General features: G+C 70.5%; 14 protein-coding genes. 10 read left to right on the top strand and 4 right to left on the bottom strand.

Going from position 1 to position 19,766, the window contains the following annotated elements:
• Positions 1 to 9: 9 nt before the first annotated feature.
• Positions 10 to 594: a two-component system response regulator gene (locus AB5J50_RS17590; RefSeq protein ID WP_369259144.1), complete on the bottom strand. Its 585-nt coding sequence runs from the start codon at positions 592 to 594 to the stop codon at positions 10 to 12.
• Between the two features lie 12 nt (positions 595 to 606).
• On the bottom strand, positions 607 to 4,749 hold the full coding sequence (locus AB5J50_RS17585; RefSeq protein ID WP_369259142.1) for a HAMP domain-containing protein: 4,143 nt from the start codon (positions 4,747 to 4,749) through the stop codon (positions 607 to 609).
• A 103-nt stretch (positions 4,750 to 4,852) separates the two neighbouring features.
• Here AB5J50_RS17585 and AB5J50_RS17580 point away from each other — a divergent pair, with 103 nt between their 5' ends.
• Together AB5J50_RS17580 and hemW are read left to right on the top strand one after the other, a co-directional pair.
• Complete coding sequence (locus tag AB5J50_RS17580) at positions 4,853 to 6,949, top strand: SpoIIE family protein phosphatase (RefSeq protein ID WP_369259140.1); 2,097 nt, start codon at positions 4,853 to 4,855, stop codon at positions 6,947 to 6,949.
• A gap of 121 nt (positions 6,950 to 7,070) precedes the next feature.
• Positions 7,071 to 8,303 carry a radical SAM family heme chaperone HemW gene (gene hemW, locus AB5J50_RS17575; RefSeq protein WP_327428641.1) on the top strand — a complete coding sequence of 411 codons (1,233 nt, stop codon included), beginning with the start codon at positions 7,071 to 7,073 and terminating at the stop codon, positions 8,301 to 8,303.
• Positions 8,304 to 8,507: 204 nt separating this feature from the next.
• On the opposite strand, the gene AB5J50_RS17570 is transcribed toward hemW, so the two are convergent.
• Both AB5J50_RS17570 and AB5J50_RS17565 read right to left on the bottom strand, forming a co-directional pair.
• Positions 8,508 to 9,314, bottom strand: coding sequence for a DUF3097 domain-containing protein (locus AB5J50_RS17570; RefSeq protein ID WP_369259138.1), 807 nt, complete (start codon positions 9,312 to 9,314; stop codon positions 8,508 to 8,510).
• Positions 9,315 to 9,359: 45 nt separating this feature from the next.
• Positions 9,360 to 10,124 (bottom strand): MBL fold metallo-hydrolase, encoded by a 765-nt coding sequence (locus AB5J50_RS17565; protein ID WP_369259136.1) that lies wholly within the window; start codon positions 10,122 to 10,124, stop codon positions 9,360 to 9,362.
• A gap of 351 nt (positions 10,125 to 10,475) precedes the next feature.
• Here AB5J50_RS17565 and hrcA point away from each other — a divergent pair, with 351 nt between their 5' ends.
• The 8 genes from hrcA to AB5J50_RS17525 all read left to right on the top strand — a co-directional run bounded on the left by hrcA (position 10,476) and on the right by AB5J50_RS17525 (position 19,761).
• Positions 10,476 to 11,492: a heat-inducible transcriptional repressor HrcA gene (gene hrcA / locus AB5J50_RS17560; protein ID WP_369259134.1), complete on the top strand. Its 1,017-nt coding sequence runs from the start codon at positions 10,476 to 10,478 to the stop codon at positions 11,490 to 11,492.
• Positions 11,493 to 12,629, top strand: coding sequence for a molecular chaperone DnaJ (gene dnaJ / locus AB5J50_RS17555; protein ID WP_327428637.1), 1,137 nt, complete (start codon positions 11,493 to 11,495; stop codon positions 12,627 to 12,629).
• A 213-nt stretch (positions 12,630 to 12,842) separates the two neighbouring features.
• The gene (locus AB5J50_RS17550) at positions 12,843 to 13,946 is read left to right on the top strand and encodes a nitronate monooxygenase (protein ID WP_369259133.1); all 1,104 of its coding nucleotides are present in this window, start codon (positions 12,843 to 12,845) and stop codon (positions 13,944 to 13,946) included.
• Positions 13,943 to 14,692, top strand: coding sequence for a 16S rRNA (uracil(1498)-N(3))-methyltransferase (locus AB5J50_RS17545; RefSeq protein WP_369259131.1), 750 nt, complete (start codon positions 13,943 to 13,945; stop codon positions 14,690 to 14,692). The genes AB5J50_RS17550 and AB5J50_RS17545 overlap by 4 nt, the downstream gene beginning before the upstream one ends.
• 50 nt (positions 14,693 to 14,742) lie before the next feature.
• Positions 14,743 to 15,135: a VOC family protein gene (locus AB5J50_RS17540; protein ID WP_369259129.1), complete on the top strand. Its 393-nt coding sequence runs from the start codon at positions 14,743 to 14,745 to the stop codon at positions 15,133 to 15,135.
• A gap of 362 nt (positions 15,136 to 15,497) precedes the next feature.
• Entirely contained in the window at positions 15,498 to 16,037 is a 540-nt protein-coding gene (locus AB5J50_RS17535; protein ID WP_369259127.1) for a hypothetical protein, read from the top strand.
• Between the two features lie 73 nt (positions 16,038 to 16,110).
• Positions 16,111 to 19,353: a S41 family peptidase gene (locus AB5J50_RS17530; protein WP_369259125.1), complete on the top strand. Its 3,243-nt coding sequence runs from the start codon at positions 16,111 to 16,113 to the stop codon at positions 19,351 to 19,353.
• A gap of 54 nt (positions 19,354 to 19,407) precedes the next feature.
• On the top strand, positions 19,408 to 19,761 hold the full coding sequence (locus tag AB5J50_RS17525) for a histidine triad nucleotide-binding protein (RefSeq protein WP_369259123.1): 354 nt from the start codon (positions 19,408 to 19,410) through the stop codon (positions 19,759 to 19,761).
• The last annotated feature ends 5 nt before the right edge of the window (positions 19,762 to 19,766 follow it).

Here is a 19,766-nt window from a genome sequence, read left to right as displayed (position 1 = left end):
GGCGGGGCGTCAAATGCCCCGTCCCCGACGCATATCTCTGAGCAGCTCCTCCATCTGCCGTACCTGATGGCGCAGTTCGAAGACGTCCTGAAGGCTGCTGGCCGCCATGTGTACCTCGATCTTCTTCAGGCGGTTGGCGAGCTCGTCGAAGTGCTCCTGTTCGCGCGCGAGCATCCGCTCCAGTTGCTGGTTCTTGCGGTGCAGGTCCAGGAAGACCGTGACCTTCGCCCGTAGCACCCACGGGTCGAAGGGCTTGGTCAAGTAGTCGGCGGCGCCGGTCGCGTAGCCGCGGAAGGCGTAGCCCGCGTCGGCGTCCGTGCCGGTCAGGAAGATGATGGGGACGTCCTTCGTCTGGTCGAGCCGTTTGATGTTCGCGGCGGTCTCGAAGCCGTCCATGCCCGGCATCCGGATGTCGAGCAGGACGACGGCGAACCGCTGCCGGAGCAGGGCCTTCATCGCCTCCTCGCCCGAACGCGCGCGCACCAGCGGTTCGTTGAGGGACCCCAGGACGGCCTCCAGCGCGATCAGGTTGTCCTCCATGTCATCGACAAGGAGGATGCTCGCGCGCTCGTCGGTCGTTGCCTCAGCGCTCATGGTGACTGTGCCTCACTCAGCCGTCGGCGGGACAGCGGGCTCCCCTGATGTGCTCGGTCCCGGTACAACCGCACCGTCGGCGGCGTCCTGCTCCACGTCGTCTCCGCTCTCCGGATCGAGGAGGGCGCAGACGACGGTGAGGAGCTGGTCGACGTCCACGGGCTTCGGTACGTAGTCGTTGGCACCCCGTGCGATGGACTTCTCCCGGTCGCCGGGCATCGCCTTCGCGGTCAGCGCGACGATGGGCAGACCCGTCCAGCGGGGTGTGCGGCGGATGGCGGAGATCGTCTCATAGCCGTCCATCTCCGGCATCATGATGTCCATCAGGACGAGCTCGACATCGGGATTGCGCTCCAGGGTCTCGATGCCCTCGCGGCCGTTCTCCGCGTACAGGACGGGCATGCCGACGCGGCCCAGGACATGGGTGAGCGCGAAGACGTTGCGGATGTCGTCGTCGACGATCAGCACCCGCCGGCCGGGCAGGACTTGGCCCGCTCTGCCGGACTTCCACGCCTCCAGCTTGGTGGGTGTCGGCCAGGTGTCGTCGGTGTCGTGGGCGGTGTACGGCTCGCTGGACAGCTCGGGCACGGGCGCCTGGCGGTCCTCGGGGGTGGGTCCGGTCGCCGTGTGCCCGGGGCTCACGACAGGGACGTACAGCGTGAAGGTGGAGCCCTTGCCGGGCTTGCTCTCCGCGATGATCCGGCCGCCGAGCAGTCCGGCGATCTCCCGGCTGATGGACAGGCCGAGGCCGGTGCCGCCGTACTTGCGGTTCGTGGTGCCGTCGGCCTGCTGGAACGCCTCGAAGATCACCGGGAGTTTCTCCGCGGCGATGCCGATGCCGGTGTCGGAGACCGCGAAGGCGATGACGTCGTCGCTGTTCTCGCGGGTGTAGAGGTGCTCCGGGTCCTTGAGGCGGTTGACGCGCAGCTCGACCCGGCCGCTCGCGGTGAACTTGATCGCGTTGGAGAGCAGGTTGCGCAGGATCTGCTGGAGCCGCTGCTCGTCCGAGTACATCTCCCGCGGTACGTCCTCGCCGACGGCCACCTCGAAGGCGAGCCCCCGGTCCAGGGTGAGCGGGCGGAAGGTGGCGTGGACGTAGTCGAGCAGCTTGATCAGCGGCAGCCTCTTCGGGCGTACGTCCATCCGGCCCGCCTCGATCTTGGACAGGTCGAGGATGTCGTTGATCAGCTGGAGGAGGTCCGAGCCCGAGCGGTGGATGGTCGTCGCGAACTGCACTTCCTGGTCCGAGAGATGGCCGTCCGGGTTGTCCGACAGCAGCCGGGCCAGGATCAGCAGTGAGTTCAGCGGCGTGCGCAGCTCGTGCGACATGTTCGCCAGGAACTCCGACTTGTACTGGGAGCTGGTCGCCAACAGGGCTGCCTTTTCTTCCAGTTCGGCGTTCGAGCGCTGCAATTCGGCCTGCTGCGACTGGAGTTCGTCCGAGCGGTCCTGGAGCTGGATGGCCAGGCGCTGGGACTCGCCGAGCAGGGACTCCGTACGGGAGTTGGCGATGATCGTGTTGATGGCGACGCCGATGGTGTTCACGAACTGGTCGAAGAACGCCAGGTGGACGTCGGAGAAGCGCGAGAAGGAAGCGAGTTCGATGACGCCCAGCAGCTTGTCCTCGAAGAGGATCGGGATGATCACGACGCTCGCAGGGGCCGCTTCACCCAGACCGCTGTTGATCTTGATGTAGTCCGGCGGGGCCTCTTCGACGAGGATCCGCTTCTTCTCGCGGGCCGCCTGCCGGACCAGTCCGTGGACCGGCATGCCGCCCGTGTCGACCGTCGCGCCCTGCGCCGAGCCGTACCCGGCGATGAAGGCCAGCCCCTTGGCGGGGATGGCGGTCCGCAGGGTGTCTTCCTCCGGGTCGGCCAGGAAGAAGGCGCCGTACTGCGCGTTCACCAGCGGGGTCAGCTCGCGCAGGATCAGGTCGGCGACCTCCATCAGGTCGCGGTGACCCTGCATCAGCGCGGCGAGGCGTGCCAGGTTCGACTCCAGCCAGTCCTTCGCGCGGGTGGTCTCGCGGAGGTTGGCCACCATCAGGTTGATGTTGTCCTTGAGCTCGGTGACCTCACCCTGGGTCTCCACCGTGATGGAGCGGGACATGTCGCCCTGGGCCACGGCGGACGCCACTTCGGCGATCGCGCGGACCTGGGTGGTCAGGTTGAGCGCCAGCTCGTTCACGTTCGTCGTGAGGCGCTTCCAGGTGCCGTAGACGCCCTCGACCCGCGCCTGGCCGCCGAGTTGACCCTCGGAGCCCACCTCGCGGGCCACGCGGGTGACCTCTGAGGAGAATGAGGAGAGGGTGTCGACCATCGTGTTGATCGTCGTCTTCAGTTCGAGGATCTCGCCGCGCGCGTCCACGTCGATCTTCTTGGAGAGGTCTCCCTGGGCCACGGCGGTGGCGACCTGGGCGATGTTCCGGACCTGTGAAGTCAGGTTGTCGGCCATGTAGTTGACGTTGTCGGTCAGGTCGGCCCAGACACCGGAGACGCCGAGCACCTGGGCCCGGCCGCCGAGCCGGCCGTCGGTGCCGACCTCGCGGGCCACGCGGGTGACCTCGTCGGCGAAGGCACGCAGCTGCTCCACCATCGTGTTGACGGTGTCCTTCAGCTCCAGGATCTCGCCGCGGGCGTCGACGGTGATCTTCTTCGACAGGTCGCCGTTGGCGACGGCGGTCGTCACCTGGGCGATGTTCCGGACCTGTGAAGTCAGGTTCAGGGCCATGAAGTTGACGTTGTCGGTCAGGTCTTTCCAGACGCCGGACACCCCGCGGACCTGGGCCTGCCCGCCCAGGTTTCCTTCCGTACCCACCTCGCGGGCCACGCGGGTGACCTCGTCGGCGAAGGCGGAGAGCTGGTCGACCATGGTGTTGATGGTCGACTTGAGTTCGAGGATCTCGCCCTTCGCCTCGACGGTGATCTTCTTGCCGAGGTCACCCTGGGCCACCGCAGTGGAGACGAGGGCGATATTGCGGACCTGCGAAGTCAGGTTGTCCGCCATGAAGTTGACGTTGTCGGTGAGGTCCTTCCAGACGCCACTCACTCCGCGTACTTGTGCCCGGCCGCCGAGGTTTCCTTCGGTGCCGACTTCGCGGGCCACGCGGGTGACCTCGTCGGCGAAGGCGGAGAGCTGGTCGACCATGGTGTTGATGGTCGACTTGAGTTCGAGGATCTCGCCCTGCGCGTCAACCGTGATCTTCTGACTCAGGTCGCCGTTGGCGACGGCCGTGGTCACCTGGGCGATGTTGCGGACCTGGGAGGTCAGGTTCGAGGCCATGAAGTTGACGTTGTCGGTGAGGTCCTTCCAGACCCCCGACACACCGCGCACCTGGGCCCGGCCGCCCAGCTGGCCCTCCGTGCCGACCTCGCGGGCCACCCTGGTCACCTCGTCGGCGAAGGCGGAGAGCTGGTCGACCATCGTGTTCACGGTGAGCTTCAGTTCGAGCAGCTCGCCGGTCGCCTCGACCGTCACCGTACGCGTCAGGTCGCCGCGCGCCACCGCCGTGGTCACCAGGGCGATGTCCCGCACCTGGGCCGTCAGCCGGGACGCCATCGTGTTGACCGCCTCGGTCACATCCCGCCAGCTCCCGGACAGACCGGTCACCTTGGCCCGGCCGCCGAGCCGCCCCTCCGTGCCGACCTCGCGGGCGACACGTGTGACCTCGCCGGTGAAGAGGGAGAGCTGATCGACCATCTTGTTGACCGCGCGGCCCAGTCTGCGTAAGTCGCCCCGCAGTTGGCGGTTCCCGTCGTGCAGATCGACCCGCTGGGTCAGATCGCCGCCGGCCACCGCGTCGAGGACACGTGTCGCGTTCGCCGCGGGGGCCACCAGGGCGTCGAGCAGCTGGTTCACGTCGTTGACGCGCGAAGTCCAGTTCCCCTGGCCCGGGCTGGCAGAAAGACGCTCGTCGAGCCGCCCGTGTCGTACCAATTCCCGCCGAACCCGCTGCACTTCCGTGTTGAAATGGGCGTTTCGGTCGATGATCTGGTTGAACGTCATGCTCAGCTCGGCCACCAAACCATGCCCGGTCTCCGGCACCTTGGTGAAGTCGCCGTCGCGGGCGGCGGCCATCGCCGCGAGCAGCGGACGCAGATCGGATGCCCGAATCTGTCCGTCTTCGAGCACATGCATACCACTGTTCTCACTCATGGCGGCCCACTTCGGTAACTCGGCGCTTATGGGCGTGGCCAGTCTGTCACTCTGTCCGCATCGCCTGAGGCGTATTCGTCCGATCTGCTCAGGGAGCTGCACAGTGGGGGCCATTCCGACGCAACGGGAGTCCATGGCGCGTGCCCCTGATGCGCCTGCGCACTACCGGCCCGGCCAGGAAGCCATCGCTCGCACCTCGCTGCCGGGTACTCCGCTCGCACCCGGAGCCGCCCGCCGGTTCGTGCGCGGCGCGCTCGCCGACTGGGCCGAACTCGCCCTGCCGGGCTCCGAGATCATCGACGACCGGCTCATCGACGACGCCGTCGTGGTGGTCAGCGAACTCGTCACCAACGCCGTCGTGCATGCGGGCACCGACGTCGAACTGCTGTGCCGCCTCGAAAGCCGCGACAGCCGCGACAGCCGCGACAACTGCGAAAGCCGCGAAACCGTGGAGGGCGGGCTGCCCGGCCCGCTCGTCGTCGAGGTCTCCGACCACCACCCCTCACGTGCGGTACGCGACGACGCCGTCGAACGGCCGTACGGCACCCCGGAGTACGGGCGCGGGCTGCGGCTCGTCGCCACTCTCTCCGAAGCGTGGGGGATCACCTACCGGCCCGGCGTCAAGACGGTCTGGGCGCGGCTGTTGGCCGACGGGGGCGCGGGAGTCGGCGGCATGGCCGAAACGTCCGCGGGTGCCGACAGCATCGCGGTAGCGGGCGACGGCAGCGTGCTGGAAGCCGGCGGGTTCGCGGACACCGCGGAGCACTTGGCGAAGAAGGAGCAGATAGCGGCGTACGCCACTGGCCAGGCCCTGGAGCGTGGGCTGCGGGCCGGCGAGCCGCTCGCCCCCGAGATACTCCCGCCCGAACCGAGGCGCAACGTCCACCAGGACCTGGACTGGCTCAACCGCGGCGCCCTCTCCTTCCTCGCCGAGGCCTCCGACCTGCTCGCCGGGCAGCTCGACGAGGACCTCGTGGCCGCGCTCGCCGGGCAGCTGCTCGTGCCGCGGCTCGCCGACTGGTGCGCCGTGTGGCTGGAGGACGAGGCCACCGACCGGGCCGGCGGTCTCGGCCTCGCCCTGGGACCCCGCCTCGCCCGCGTCTGGCACGGCAGCGAGAACCGCATCGAGGAACTGCGCCGCGCCCTGGAGAAGGACCCGCCGCGGCTGCCCGACGCGGTGCGTTCCCGGGCCGTCCCCGTGCCCTGGCCCGGCGAGGCGCTGGGCGCGCGCGGGGTGAGCGGGGCCGCGCTCGCGTACCGGCTGATCGCGGGCGGGCGGCCGCTGGGCACGCTCGTCATCGGGCGGGCCGGGCTGACCGACTTCCCCGACGAGATCACCGGGCTCGTCGAGGACCTCAGCCGCCGTATCGCCCTCGCCATCGGCGCGGCCCGCCAGTACGCGCGCCAGGCCACCATCAGCCGGGTCCTCCAGCGCGGTCTGCTGCCCGGCGCGGTCGCCGAGATCCCCGGGGTGCGCAGCGCCCTCGTGTACGAGCCGCTCGACAAGGGCGGACCCAGCGGCGACTTCTACGACCTGTTCCCGGCGGGCGACGGGCGCTGGTGCTTCGCGGTGGGCGACGTCCAGGGCAAGGGACCCGAGGCCGCCGTCGTGATCGGCCTGGCCCGGCCCTGGCTGCGGCTGCTGGCCCGCGAGGGCTACCAGGTCGCCGACGTCCTCGACCGCCTCAACCAGCTCCTGCTCGACGACGCGACCGAGACGGCGGACGCGGCGGCCCGTGCGCTCGTGGCGGCGGGCGGGCCGGGCCTCGGCGCCGACCTGGGCCCGCAGACGCGCTTCCTGTCCATGCTGTACGGCGAGCTGGTCCCCTTCGACGGCGGCGTGCGCTGCACCCTCGCCTCCGCCGGACATCCGCTGCCGCTGCTCCTCGGCCCCGACGGCGACGTACGGGAAGTGGCCCGCCCGCAGACCCTCCTCGGCGTCTTCGAGGACGCCGGCTACACCTCCGAGACCTTCGAGCTGCACCCCGGCGACACTGTGCTGTGCGTCACGGACGGTGTGACGGAGCGGCGCTGCGGACCCCGCCAGTTCGACGACGACGACGGCCTCGCGAAGGCCCTGGAGGGCTGCGCGGGACTGAGCGCCGAGCTGATCGCGGAGCGGATCCGCCGGCTGGTGCACGAGTTCGGTGCGCGGCCTCCGGAGGACGACATGGCGTTGCTGGTGCTGCAGGCCGAATAGGGCCCGAGGAGGGATGGGGCCCGAGGAGGAATGGGGCCGAGGAGGAACGGGGCCGAGGAGGAATGGGGCCCGAAGAGGACGTCGTACGGGGTATGGGCGCGCGTACGGGACAATGGAACGTATGCCTTCCGCACTCCCCGACGGTGAGCCCGTCCCCGACGACGGGGCGCTGCCCGCGCACGCCCTGGCCGGGGCGGCCGAGCGTCCCCTCGGGTTCTATCTCCACGTGCCGTACTGCGCGACCCGCTGCGGCTACTGCGACTTCAATACCTACACGGCGACCGAGCTGCGCGGCACCGGTGGCGTGCTCGCCTCCCGGGACAACTACGCGGACACGCTGACCGACGAGGTCCGGCTCGCCCGCAAGGTCCTCGGCGACGACCCGCGCCCCGTCCGCACGGTCTTCGTCGGCGGCGGTACGCCGACCCTGCTGGCTGCCGACGATCTCGTACGGATGCTGGGGGCGATCCGTGACGAGTTCGGGCTCGCGGACGACGCGGAGATCACCACGGAGGCGAACCCCGAGTCGGTCGATCCGGCATACCTCGCGACCTTGCGCGCCGGGGGCTTCAACCGGGTCTCCTTCGGGATGCAGAGCGCCAAGCAGCATGTACTGAAGGTGCTCGACCGCACGCACACGCCCGGCCGTCCCGAGGCCTGTGTCGCCGAGGCCCGTGCGGCGGGCTTCGAGCATGTGAACCTGGACCTGATCTACGGCACGCCCGGGGAGTCCGACGACGACTGGCGTGCCTCGCTCGACGCGGCGCTCGGTGCCGGGCCCGACCACATCTCCGCGTATGCGCTGATCGTGGAGGAGGGTACGCAGCTCGCCCGTCGTATCCGCCGTGGCGAGGTTCCGATGACGGACGACGACGTGCACGCGGATCGGTATCTCATCGCGGACGAGGTGATGTCGGGGGCGGGCTTCGAGTGGTACGAGGTGTCGAACTGGGCCGCTTCCGAGGCTGGGCGCTGCCTTCACAACGAGCTGTACTGGCGGGGAGCCGACTGGTGGGGGGCGGGGCCTGGGGCGCACAGTCACGTCGGTGGGGTGCGGTGGTGGAACGTGAAGCATCCTGGGGCGTATGCCTCGGCGCTGGCCTCCGGGCGGTCGCCGGGGGCGGGGCGGGAACTTCTCTCCGAGGAGGATCGCCGGGTTGAGCGCGTTCTTCTGGAGCTGCGGCTTCGTGAGGGGTGTCCGCTGTCTTTGCTTCGGGTGGATGGGCTTGCGGCGGCGGCGCGTGCGCTGGGTGAGGGGTTGCTCGAAGCCGGGCCGTACGACGAAGGTCGTGCCGTTCTGACGCTGCGCGGGCGGTTGCTCGCGGACGCGGTCGTCCGGGACCTGGTGGACTGAGGGCCCTTTTTCGCCCCCGCCGCCCCTACCCGTCCCATCCTTCTGGGGCTCCGCCCCTTCGACCCCGGGTGCGGGTGGGTGGGGGCTGGTCCAAAAGATTGCGCAGTTCCCCGCGCCCCTTTTAGGGGCGCGGGGAACTGCGCAATCTTTTAACGGGATGGGACGGGTAGGGGCGGCGGGGGCGAAAAAACGTCGTGCGGACCTCTACTCCGGGGCCGTGACGAAGTCGATCAACTCCTCCACTCGGCCCAGGAGTTCCGGCTCCAGGTCCTTGTAGGAGCGGACGTGGGACAGGATGTGCTGCCAGGCCGCGCCGGTGTTTTCCGGCCAGCCCAGGGAACGGCAGATGCCTGTTTTCCAGTCCTGGCCGTGGGGGATGCGGGGCCAGGAGGGGATGCCTACGGAGGACGGTTTCACGGCCTCCCAGATGTCGATGTAAGGGTGGCCGAGGACCAGGGCGTGGTCGCTGGTGACCGACTCGGCGATGCGGGACTCCTTGGTGCCGGGGACGAGGTGGTCGACCAGGATGCCGAGGCGGGCGTCCGGGCCGGGGTCGAAGTCCGCGACGATCGAGGGGAGGTCGTCGATGCCCTCCAGGTACTCGACGACGACGCCCTCGATGCGGAGGTCGTCGCCCCAGACCTTCTCGACGAGTTCGGCGTCGTGGCGGCCCTCGACGTAGATGCGGCCCGCGCGGGCCACCCTGGCACGCGCACCCGGTACCGCCACCGAACCCGAGGCCGTGCGGGCGGGACGCGACGCGGGCGCGGCCGACGGGCGGACCAGCGTCACCACCCTGCCCTCCAGGAGGAAGCCGCTCGGCTCCAGCGGGAAGACGCGGTGCTTGCCGAAGCGGTCCTCCAGGGTCACCGTGCCTGCCTCGCAGCGGATCACCGCGCCGCAGAAGCCGGTGCCGGGCTCCTCGACCACCAGACCGGGGTCCGCGGGGACCTCGGGCACGGGCTTGGGCTTCTTCCACGGCGGGGTCAGGTCCGGAGAGTACTGGCGCATTCGGATGACGATAGGAGAAGCCCCGCCGTCGTGTCGTACGGGCTCCTACGACACGCCGAAGCGGGTCGCCAGCGCGTTCCGCTGGGCCCGGACAAACGCCGCATTCACCGCCGCCCCGTGTCCCGGTACGTACACCGCGTCCTCCCCGCCCAGGTCGAGCAGCCGGTCCAGGGCCGCCGGCCAGTGGGAGGGGACGGCGTCCGGTCCCGCCTGGGGTTCGCCCGATTCCTCCACCAGATCGCCGCAGAAGACGATCTCCGGTGAACCGAGTGTGTTTGGGGTGGCTGGTGTGGCTGGTGTGCCTTGGATCAGTACCGCCAAGTCGTGGCCCGTGTGGCCGGGGCCCACGTTCGCCAGCAGGACCTGCACGCCGCCGCCCAGGTCGAGGGTCCACTCGCCGGACACCGAGTGGCGGGGGTGGACCAGGAGGTCCGCGGCCTCGGCCGCCTCGCGCGGGTCGAGGCCGTTGCGTACGGCGTCCGTGCGCAGTTCCTCGCGGTCGTGGGCGAAGACCGAGTCGAGGCCGACCGGCCCGAACACCTCCACGCCCGCGAACGCCGCCGCGCCGAAGACATGGTCGAAGTGGGGGTGGGTGAGTGCGAGGTGCGTCACTCGGCGGTCCGGGCCGAGGAGCCGCTGGGCCTCCGTGCGCAGCCGTGCGCCCTCCCCGAGGCTCGACCCGGCGTCGATCATCAGCGCCGCGCCCTCGCCCACCACGAGCCCGACCGTGCAGTCCCAGACCGGCAGCCGCCGCCGTCCCACCCGGGGCGCCACCCTTTCCCACCCCAACTCTTCCCAAGTCACGCTCATAAGGAGACGCTAAGCGGGCTCGGGGAAGTGAGGCACGCCCCCACGCCGCCCGGCACGGCACCTCGCCGCACTGCCGAATCACCCAAGTACATCCAGTACGAGGGCGATCCGGCAGCACGCCGATGCACCGCACCGGACGACGCGGGAACGCACCCCACTTCCCCGAGACCGCTTGGCCGTGAGAGCGCGCAGCACACGACATCGCAGGCCCGCCCTTGCCGGGGCCGTACCTCACCGCCGTACACTGGGCCGGGGAACGCTGGCACTCGCGTGCGATGAGTGCCAGGACGAAGGTCATGAAGGCCATGAAGGTCACGAAGGCCACGATGCTGAATTCTGGAGGTGTGCGCGATGCTCAGTGAACGCAGGCTCGAAGTGCTGCGCGCCATCGTCCAGGACTACGTGGGCACCGAGGAGCCGGTCGGTTCCAAGGCGCTCACCGAGCGGCACCGCCTCGGTGTCTCGCCGGCGACCGTGCGCAATGACATGGCCGCGCTGGAGGACGAGGGCTACATCGCCCAGCCGCACACCAGCGCCGGACGCATCCCCACCGACAAGGGCTACCGGCTCTTCGTCGACAAGCTCGCGGGCGTCAAGCCGATGACCGCGCCCGAGCGGCGGGCCATTCAGAATTTCCTCGACGGGGCTGTGGACCTCGACGACGTCGTCGGCCGGACCGTACGGCTGCTCGCGCAGCTCACGCGGCAGGTCGCCGTCGTGCAGTACCCCTCGCTGACGCGCTCGACGGTGCGGCACGTGGAGCTGCTGTCCCTCGCCCCAGCGCGCGTGATGCTGGTGCTGATCACGGACACCGGCCGGGTCGAGCAGCGCATGATCGACTGTCCGGTGCCGTTCGGCGAGACCTCGCTGGCGGATCTGCGCGCGCGGCTCAACAGCCGGGTCGCGGGCCGCCGTTTCGCGGACGTCCCGCAGCTCGTGCAGGACCTCCCGGACGCGTTCGAGGCGGAGGACCGGGGTACGGTCGCGACCGTGCTCTCCACCCTCCTGGAGACACTGGTCGAAGAGACCGAGGAGCGGCTGATGATCGGCGGCACCGCCAATCTGACCCGCTTCGGACATGACTTCCCTCTCACCATCCGGCCGGTGCTCGAAGCACTGGAGGAGCAGGTCGTGCTCCTCAAGTTGCTTGGTGAGGCCGGGGATTCGAGCATGACCGTGCGAATCGGGCACGAGAACGCGTATGAGGGACTCAACTCCACGTCCGTGGTCTCGGTCGGCTACGGTTCGGGCGACGAGGCAGTAGCGAAACTTGGCGTGGTCGGACCGACCCGCATGGATTACCCGGGAACGATGGGAGCGGTACGAGCGGTGGCACGGTACGTCGGACAGATCCTGGCGGAGTCGTAAGTGGCCACGGACTACTACGCCGTACTCGGCGTGAGCCGCGACGCGTCCCAGGACCAGATCAAGAAGGCGTTCCGGAGGCTCGCACGCGAGCTGCACCCGGACGTCAATCCCGATCCGAAGACGCAGGAGCGGTTCAAGGAGATCAACGCCGCGTACGAGGTGTTGTCGGACCCGCAGAAGAAGCAGGTCTACGACCTCGGCGGCGACCCGCTGTCCGCCTCCGGTGGCGGTGGCGCCGGCGGCTTCGGCGCGGGCGGCTTCGGGAACTTCTCGGACATCATGGACGCCTTCTTCGGTACGGCGTCGCAGCGCGGCCCCCGGTCGCGTACGCGGCGTGGCCAGGACGCAATGATCCGGCTCGAGATCGAGCTGGACGAGGCGGCCTTCGGCACGACGAAGGACATCCAGGTCGACACGGCCGTCGTCTGCGCCACCTGTAACGGTGAGGGCGCGGCGCCGGGTACCTCGGCCCAGACCTGTGACATGTGTCGCGGGCGGGGTGAGGTGTCCCAGGTCACGCGGTCGTTCCTGGGCCAGGTCATGACGTCCCGGCCGTGTCCGCAGTGTCAGGGCTTCGGGACCGTGGTTCCGACGCCGTGCCCCGAGTGCGCTGGTGACGGGCGGGTGCGGTCTCGTCGGACGCTGACCGTCAAGATCCCCGCCGGTGTCGACAACGGCACGCGGATCCAGCTCGCGGGCGAGGGCGAGGTCGGGCCCGGTGGCGGACCTGCCGGTGACCTCTACGTCGAGATCCACGAACTCCCGCACTCGACCTTCCAGCGGCGCGGTGACGATCTGCACTGCACGGTCACCATTCCGATGACCGCGGCGTCGCTCGGTACGAAGGTGCCGCTGGAGACGCTCGACGGGCTGGAGGAGGTCGACATCCGGCCGGGCACGCAGTCCGGGCAGTCGATTCCGTTGCACGGGCGGGGTGTCACGCATCTGCGGGGCGGTGGGCGTGGTGACCTGATCGTCCACGTCGAGGTGATGACGCCGACGAAGCTGGATCCTGAGCAGGAGCGGTTGCTGCGGGAGCTGGCGAAGCTGCGGGGGGAGGAGCGGCCCACCGGGCAGTTCCAGCCCGGGCAGCAGGGGTTGTTCTCGCGTCTGAAGGATGCGTTCAACGGTCGCTGACCCCGTTCGCTTGTGTGTTGGCTGCGGGTGGGTTGGGGGCTGGTCCAAAAGATTGCGCAGTTCCCCGCGCCCCTTTTAGGGGCGCGGGGAACTGCGCAATCTTTTGGGGGTCTGGGGGCGAAAAAAGGCCCCTCGCGGGTGCTCATCCCGGTGGCCTATGCCAGGTGGACGGCCGGATTCGGACTTGTTCGGGGGACGTGACAACATGCCGTCATGTCCACCGCACTGACCGATCTCTTCCCACACCCGATCGTGCAGGCCCCCATGGCGGGCGGCGTCTCCGTGCCGCAGCTCGCGGCTGCCGTGTCCGAGGCCGGCGGGCTGGGTTTCCTCGCCGCCGGGTACAAGACCGCCGACGGCATGTACCAGGAGATCAAGCAGCTGCGCGGGCTCACGGGGCGCCCCTTCGGGGTCAATCTGTTCATGCCGCAGCCCGAGTACGCGGACGCGGCCGCCGTCGAGGTGTACGCCAACCAGCTCGCCGGTGAGGCCGCCTGGTACGAGACCGAACTCGGCGACCCCGACAGCGGCCGCGACGACGGCTACGACGCCAAGCTCGCCGTCCTCCTCGACAACCCGGTGCCGGTGGTCTCCTTCCACTTCGGCGTCCCGAGCCGTGACGTCCTGGATTCCCTCGCCCGCGCCGGCACGCTGACGATGGTCACGGCGACCACCGCTGAGGAGGCGCTGGCCGTGCAGCGGGCGGGTGCCGCCGCGGTGATCGTGCAGGGCGTGGAGGCCGGTGGCCACCAGGGCACCCATCGCGACAACCCGGAGACGGACGGCACGGGGATCGGGCTGCTGTCGCTGATCGCGCAGGCGCGCGAGACCGTACAGATCCCGATCGTCGCCGCCGGCGGCATCATGCGCGGCAGCCAGATCGCCGCCGTCCTCGCCGCAGGCGCGAGCGCGGCCCAGCTCGGCACCGCGTTCCTCGCCACCCCGGAGTCCGGCGCGAACGCCGTGCACAAGCAGGCGCTGACCAACCCCCTCTTCGTACGGACGGAATTGACGCGCGCGTTCTCCGGCCGCCCGGCGCGCGGACTCGTCAACCGCTTCCTGCGCGAGCACGGCCCGTATGCGCCCGCCGCGTACCCCGAGGTCCACCACCTCACCTCCCCGCTGCGCAAGGCGGCGGCCAAGGCGGGCGACGCGCAGGGCATGGCGCTGTGGGCCGGGCAGGGCCACCGTATGGCGCGCGAACTGCCCGCGGGACAGCTCGTGGAGGTGCTGAACGCCGAACTCGCCGCCGCGAAGACAGCGTTGTCGGCTCCGGAGGAGTTCCCGGAGTCCTCGGAAGGGGGTGCGGACCGATGACGGCACCGGTGTTCGTGGTCGAGCACTTCAACGCGGGCGGCGGCGGACGTTATGTCCTCGACGGACCCGAGGGGCGGCACGCCGTCTCCGTGAAGCGGCTGCGGGCCGGCGAGGACGTCATCCTCACCGACGGGGCCGGGCGGTGGGCGGAGTGCGTCGTCGTCGACACCGAGGGCAAGGACCGGCTGATCGTCCACATGGACTCCTTCTCCGAGGAACCTCCGGAGTCCCCTCGTATCACCGTCGTCCAGGCCCTCCCCAAGGGTGACCGGGGCGAGCTCGCCGTCGAGACCATGACCGAGACCGGCGTGGACGCGATCGTCCCCTGGGCGGCCTCCCGCTGCATCACGCAGTGGAGGGGCGAGCGGGGTCTGAAGGCGCTCGCCAAGTGGCGGGCGACGGCCCGGGAAGCCGGCAAGCAGTCGCGCCGCGTCCGCTTTCCCGAGGTCGCGGACGCGATGACGACCAAGCAGGTTGCCGCACTTCTCGCCAAAGCCGATCTCGCGGCGGTGCTGCACGAGGACACGGAGCTCGGGACCGAGCCGTTCGCCACGGCGGAACTTCCCTCCTCCGGGGAGATCGTGCTGGTGGTCGGGCCCGAGGGCGGGATTTCTCCCGAGGAGGTCGAGATCTTCACCGCGGCGGGGGCGAGGACGTTCCATCTGGGGCGTACCGTGCTGCGTACATCGACCGCCGGGACCGTGGGCACGGCGCTGCTGCTGGCCCGTACGGGTCGCTGGTCCTGACCTGGTCTGGCCTGACCTGATTTGACCGCCGCGTATCCACGGGGGATGCCTTGGAACTCGCTCAAGTACGGCTGCTCGTCTCGGACTTCGCTGCCTGCTACCGCTTCTACGCCGATGTCCTCGGGCTCAAGCCCCAGTCGGGGGCGACCGAGGGGCCGTACGAGAAGTTCAGCCCTGCTACCGGCTCTGCGGGGATGGCTCTGCAGGATCGCGCGATGATGGCCGAGGTCCTTGGTGAACTGGGCGATCCGGTGAACGGGCATCGCTCGCTGGTCGTGCTGCGTGTCGACGATCTCGATGCCTACTGCGACGAGATCACCTCCCGCGGGGCCACCCTTCTGCACGGCCCCGTCCCCATGACCGACCGCCTGCGCGTCGCCTACCTCAAGGACCCAGAGGGCAACCTCGTGGAACTCCAACAGTGGCTGCTGCTCCGCGGCTGACCACCGGGCTTTCCTCGCCCCCGCCGCCCCTACCCGTCCCATCCCTGGGGGCTGCGCCCCCAGACCCCCGCTAAAAGATTGCGCAGTTCCCCGCGCCCCTTAAGGGGCGCGGGGAACTGCGCGACCAGCCACAACGAACCCGCAGTCGACGAACCAGGGTGGGCGGGGGATCGCGGGGCGAAGCCCCGCGCCTCAGGGGCGCGGGGAACTGCGCGAACGGCCCCCACCGGCCCGCAGCCGACGAACGAAAGAAACCCTCGTTCGGGTGGTCCCGGGGATCGTGGCCGCATGCGGTCTACCGCGGTCGGCGGGAGAGTGGCACGCTGCCGTGCATGGGGGCTTTGAGGCGTATTACGCGTCGGATGGGGCGCAGGCAGATGTGGGCGGCCGCCGGGCTGGGAGCGGTCGGTGTGTTCGGGGTGGCCGCGTGTGAGCCGGGGGACGGGCTGAGTTCCGCCGCGGTCGCGTACACGACCGACCAGACGGCGACCAAGGAACTCGAACGGCAGCATGTGAACGTGCGCTGGCTCAGCTGCACGGCCTCGTACGGCGGCGGCAACAAGGCCTACACGCCGGGGAAGACGCCCTCGCCGACCGAGAACACCGTCGCCACCGTCGACTGCCGGGGGCAGACGGACGACGGACGGGAGATCACGGTCAAGGGCAAGGTCACCCGGGCCGTCGACGGCGCGTGCGTGCGCGGGGACCTCGTCGCGAAGGTCGGTGGCAAGGAGTGGTTCCATGTCAATGGCCTGGGCAACTGCAATGCCACGAACACCCCCAACCCGCCCATCTCGTACCACCCCTCGTACGGGCAGCCCAACCCCACCGTCACCGTCACCGTGACGAAGACCATGTGGTGCAAGGGAGACCCCACGTGCTGGCCCTCCCAGGGCAAGTGACGTGCCCGCCGGATGCGGATCAAGTCGATCGAAACCCCTGCCCATGGACGCTTTCGCTGCATAGGGTGATCGGGTGACAGAGACCGCACCCTCCGCGTCCGCACCCCCCGCGTATCTCCGGTTTCCGCATCTGCACGGCGAGTTGGTCGTCTTCACGGCCGAGGACGACGTCTGGGCCGCCCCGCTCGACGGCGGCGGCCGGGCCTGGCGGGTCAGCGCCGACAACGTTCCGGTGAACCATCCGCGTATTTCCCCGGACGGCTCGACCGTCGCGTGGACGTCGACGCGCGACGGGGCGCCCGAGGTGCACGCCGCGTCTCTGGAGGGCGGACCGTCCAAACGGCTGACGTACTGGGGGAGTTCGAAGACCCAGGTGCGCGGCTGGACCCCCGACGGGCAGGTGCTCGCCCTCAGCACCCAGGGCCAGGCGAGCCTGCGGCGCAGCTGGGCCAGGGCCGTCCCGCTCGACGGCGGTCCCGCGACGACCCTGCCGTACGGTCCTGTCGGCGACGTCGCCCACGGCGGCCCGGGTGTCGTGCTGCTGTCCGCTCCCATGGGGCGCGAGGCCGCCTGGTGGAAGCGGTACCGCGGCGGTACGGCGGGCAAGCTGTGGATCGATCGGGAGGGGAGGGAAGGGGAGGGGGAGGCCGAATTCCTGCGGCTGCATGAGGAGTTGGACGGGAACATCGAGTACCCCTGCTGGGTGGGGGACCGCATCGCCTTCCTGTCCGACCACGAGGGTGTCGGGGCGCTCTACTCCTCCCTCGCCGACGCGTCCGACCTGCGGCGGCACACGCCCCTCGACGGGTTCTACGCCCGGCACGCGGCGACCGACGGCAGCCGCGTCGTGTACGCGTCCGCCGGTGAGCTGTGGCTCCTCGACGACCTGGAAGGCGCCGAGCCGCGCCGGCTCGGCATTCGGCTCGGCGGTCAGCGCGCCGACCAGCAGCCGCACCCGGTGAGCGCGTCGCGCTGGTTCTCCGCCGCCGCGCCCGACCACACCGGACGGGGCAGCGCGGTGTCCGTGCGCGGTGCCGTCCACTGGGTCACCCATCGCTCGGGCCCGGCCCGCGCCCTCGCCGCCGAGCAGGGCGTACGCGCCCGGCTGCCCCGCGCCTTCCGCGCCGACGGCGAGGAGCACGTGGTGTGGGTGACGGACGCGGAGGGCGACGACGCCCTGGAGTTCGCCCCGGCGACCGGCGTCGCGCCCGGAGCGACCCCGCGGCGACTCGCCGCCGGGCAGCTCGGGCGGGTCCTCGGGCTCGCGATGGCGCCCGACGGCAGCCGCGCCGCCGTCGCCTCGCACGACGGGCGGGTGCTGCTCGTCGAGCGCGAGAGCGGCGAGGTGCGCGAGGTCGACCGCGGCGAGGACGGGGAGGCGAGCGGGCTGGTCTTCTCGCCGGACTCGGCATGGCTCGCCTGGTCCCACCCCGGGCCGCGGCCGCTGCGTCAGCTCAAGCTCGCCAACACCACCGATCTGTCGGTGACCGAGGCGACCCCGCTGCGATTCCGGGACTACGCACCGGCGTTCACGCTCGACGGCAAGCACCTCGCCTTCCTCTCGACACGCTCCTTCGACCCGGTCTACGACGAGCACGTCTTCGACCTGGCGTTCGTCGGCGGGTCACGGCCGTACCTGATCACGCTGGCCGCGACCACGCCGTCCCCCTTCGGGCCGCAGCGGCACGGCCGCCCCTTCGAGGCGCCCGACAAGGACGAGACGCCCGACAGCGAGGGCGCGCCCGCGACCCGGATCGACCTCGACGGGCTCGCCGACCGGATCGTGCCGTTCCCCGTGGAGGCCGCCCGCTACTCGACACTGCGGGCCGCCAAGGACGGGCTGCTGTGGCTGCGGCACCCGGTCCGCGGTGTGCTCGGCGCCTCCCGGGCCACCCCGGACGACCCGGACCCGAAGACCGAGCTGGAGCGGTACGACCTCGCCCAGCAGCGCATCGAGCATCTCGCCGCCGACGCCGAGCACTTCGCCGTCAGCGGCGACGGCAAGCGGGTCCTGCTGTGGACCGACGGCAAGCTCAAGGTCGTACCCAGCGACCGGCGCGCCTCGAACGACGACGAGAGCGATTCGAACATCACCGTCGACCTCTCGCGGGTACGCCAGAGCGTCGACCCGGCCGCCGAGTGGCGGCAGATGTACGACGAGACCGGCCGCCTCATGCGGGACAACTTCTGGCGGCCCGACCTGGGCGGGGTCGACTGGGACGGCGTACTCGACCGCTACCGGCCGGTCCTGGAGCGGGTCGCCACGCACGACGACCTGGTGGACCTGTTGTGGGAGGTGCAGGGCGAGCTCGGCACCTCGCACGCGTATGTCACTCCGCGCGGCGGATGGGGCCGCGGCGACCGCGCGCAGGGGCTGCTCGGCGCCGACATCTCCCGTCACCAGGACGGCAGTTGGCGCATCGACCGGATCCTCCCGTCCGAGACCTCCGACCCGGACGCACGGGCGCCGCTCGCCGCGCCCGGGGTCGCGGTGCGCGCCGGGGACGCGATCGTCGCGGTCGCGGGGCTGCCGGTGGACCCGGTGGCCGGGCCCGGGCCGCTGCTCGTCGGCACGGCGGGCAAGCCGGTGGAGCTGACCATCTCGCCGTCCGGCGGCGGCGATCCACGCCACGCGGTCGTGGTTCCGCTCGCGGACGAGGAACCGCTGCGGTACCACGCGTGGGTGGCGGACCGGCGGGCGTACGTCCATGAGCAGTCCGGGGGCCGCCTCGGATACCTGCACGTGCCGGACATGGTCGGCTCCGGATGGGCCCAGCTCCACCGCGATCTGCGCGTCGAGGTGGCCCGCGAGGGGCTCGTCGTGGACGTCCGCGAGAACCGCGGCGGCCACACCTCCCAGCTCATCGTCGAGAAGCTCGCGCGGCGGATCGTGGGCTGGGACGTGCCCCGCGGGCTGCGGCCGTACAGCTACCCGGAGGACGCGCCCCGGGGTCCGGTCGTCGCCGTCGCCAACGAGTTCTCCGGCTCGGACGGCGACATCGTCAACGCGGCGATCAAGGCACTGGGTATCGGGCCCGTCGTCGGCACCCGCACCTGGGGCGGCGTGATCGGCATCGACAGCCGTTACCGGCTCGTCGACGGCACGCTCGTCACCCAGCCCAAGTACGCCTTCTGGATGGAAGGTTACGAGTGGCGCGTGGAGAACCACGGTGTCGACCCCGACGTCGAGGTCGTCCAGACCCCGCAGGACTACGCCGCCGGGCGTGACGCCCAGCTCGACGAGGCGATCCGGATGGCCCTGGCGGCACTGACGGAGAACCCGGCGAAGGCCGCGCCCGCCTTGCCGCCGCTGTGACCCCGGCCGATAGCATGCGGGCGTAATGATCGACTGGCGTGAGGAGGCACACGCATGGCGGGAGAGCCGCAGGACGACTGCCTGTTCTGCAAGATCGTCGCGGGGCACATTCCGGCGACCGTGGTCCGGGAGACCGACACGACCGTGGCGTTCCGGGACATCAACCCCCAGGCGCCCACGCACGTCCTGGTGATCCCCAAGGTGCACTACCGGGACGCGGCGACGCTGGCCGCCGCCGAGCCCACCATTGTCGCGGACATACTGCGTGAGGCCGCCGAGGTCGCCTCCGACGACAAGCTGGAGAGCTACCGCGTCGTGTTCAACACCGGCAGCGGCGCGGGCCAGACCGTCTTCCACACGCACGCGCACGTCCTGGGCGGCCGCGGCATGCAGTGGCCGCCGGGATAACCGAC

The organism is Streptomyces sp. R35, assembly GCF_041053035.1.
GTDB lineage: Bacteria > Actinomycetota > Actinomycetes > Streptomycetales > Streptomycetaceae > Streptomyces > Streptomyces lutosisoli.
Note: the sequence above shows the minus strand (reverse complement) of the source record. Positions and strands in the feature narration are given on the sequence as shown.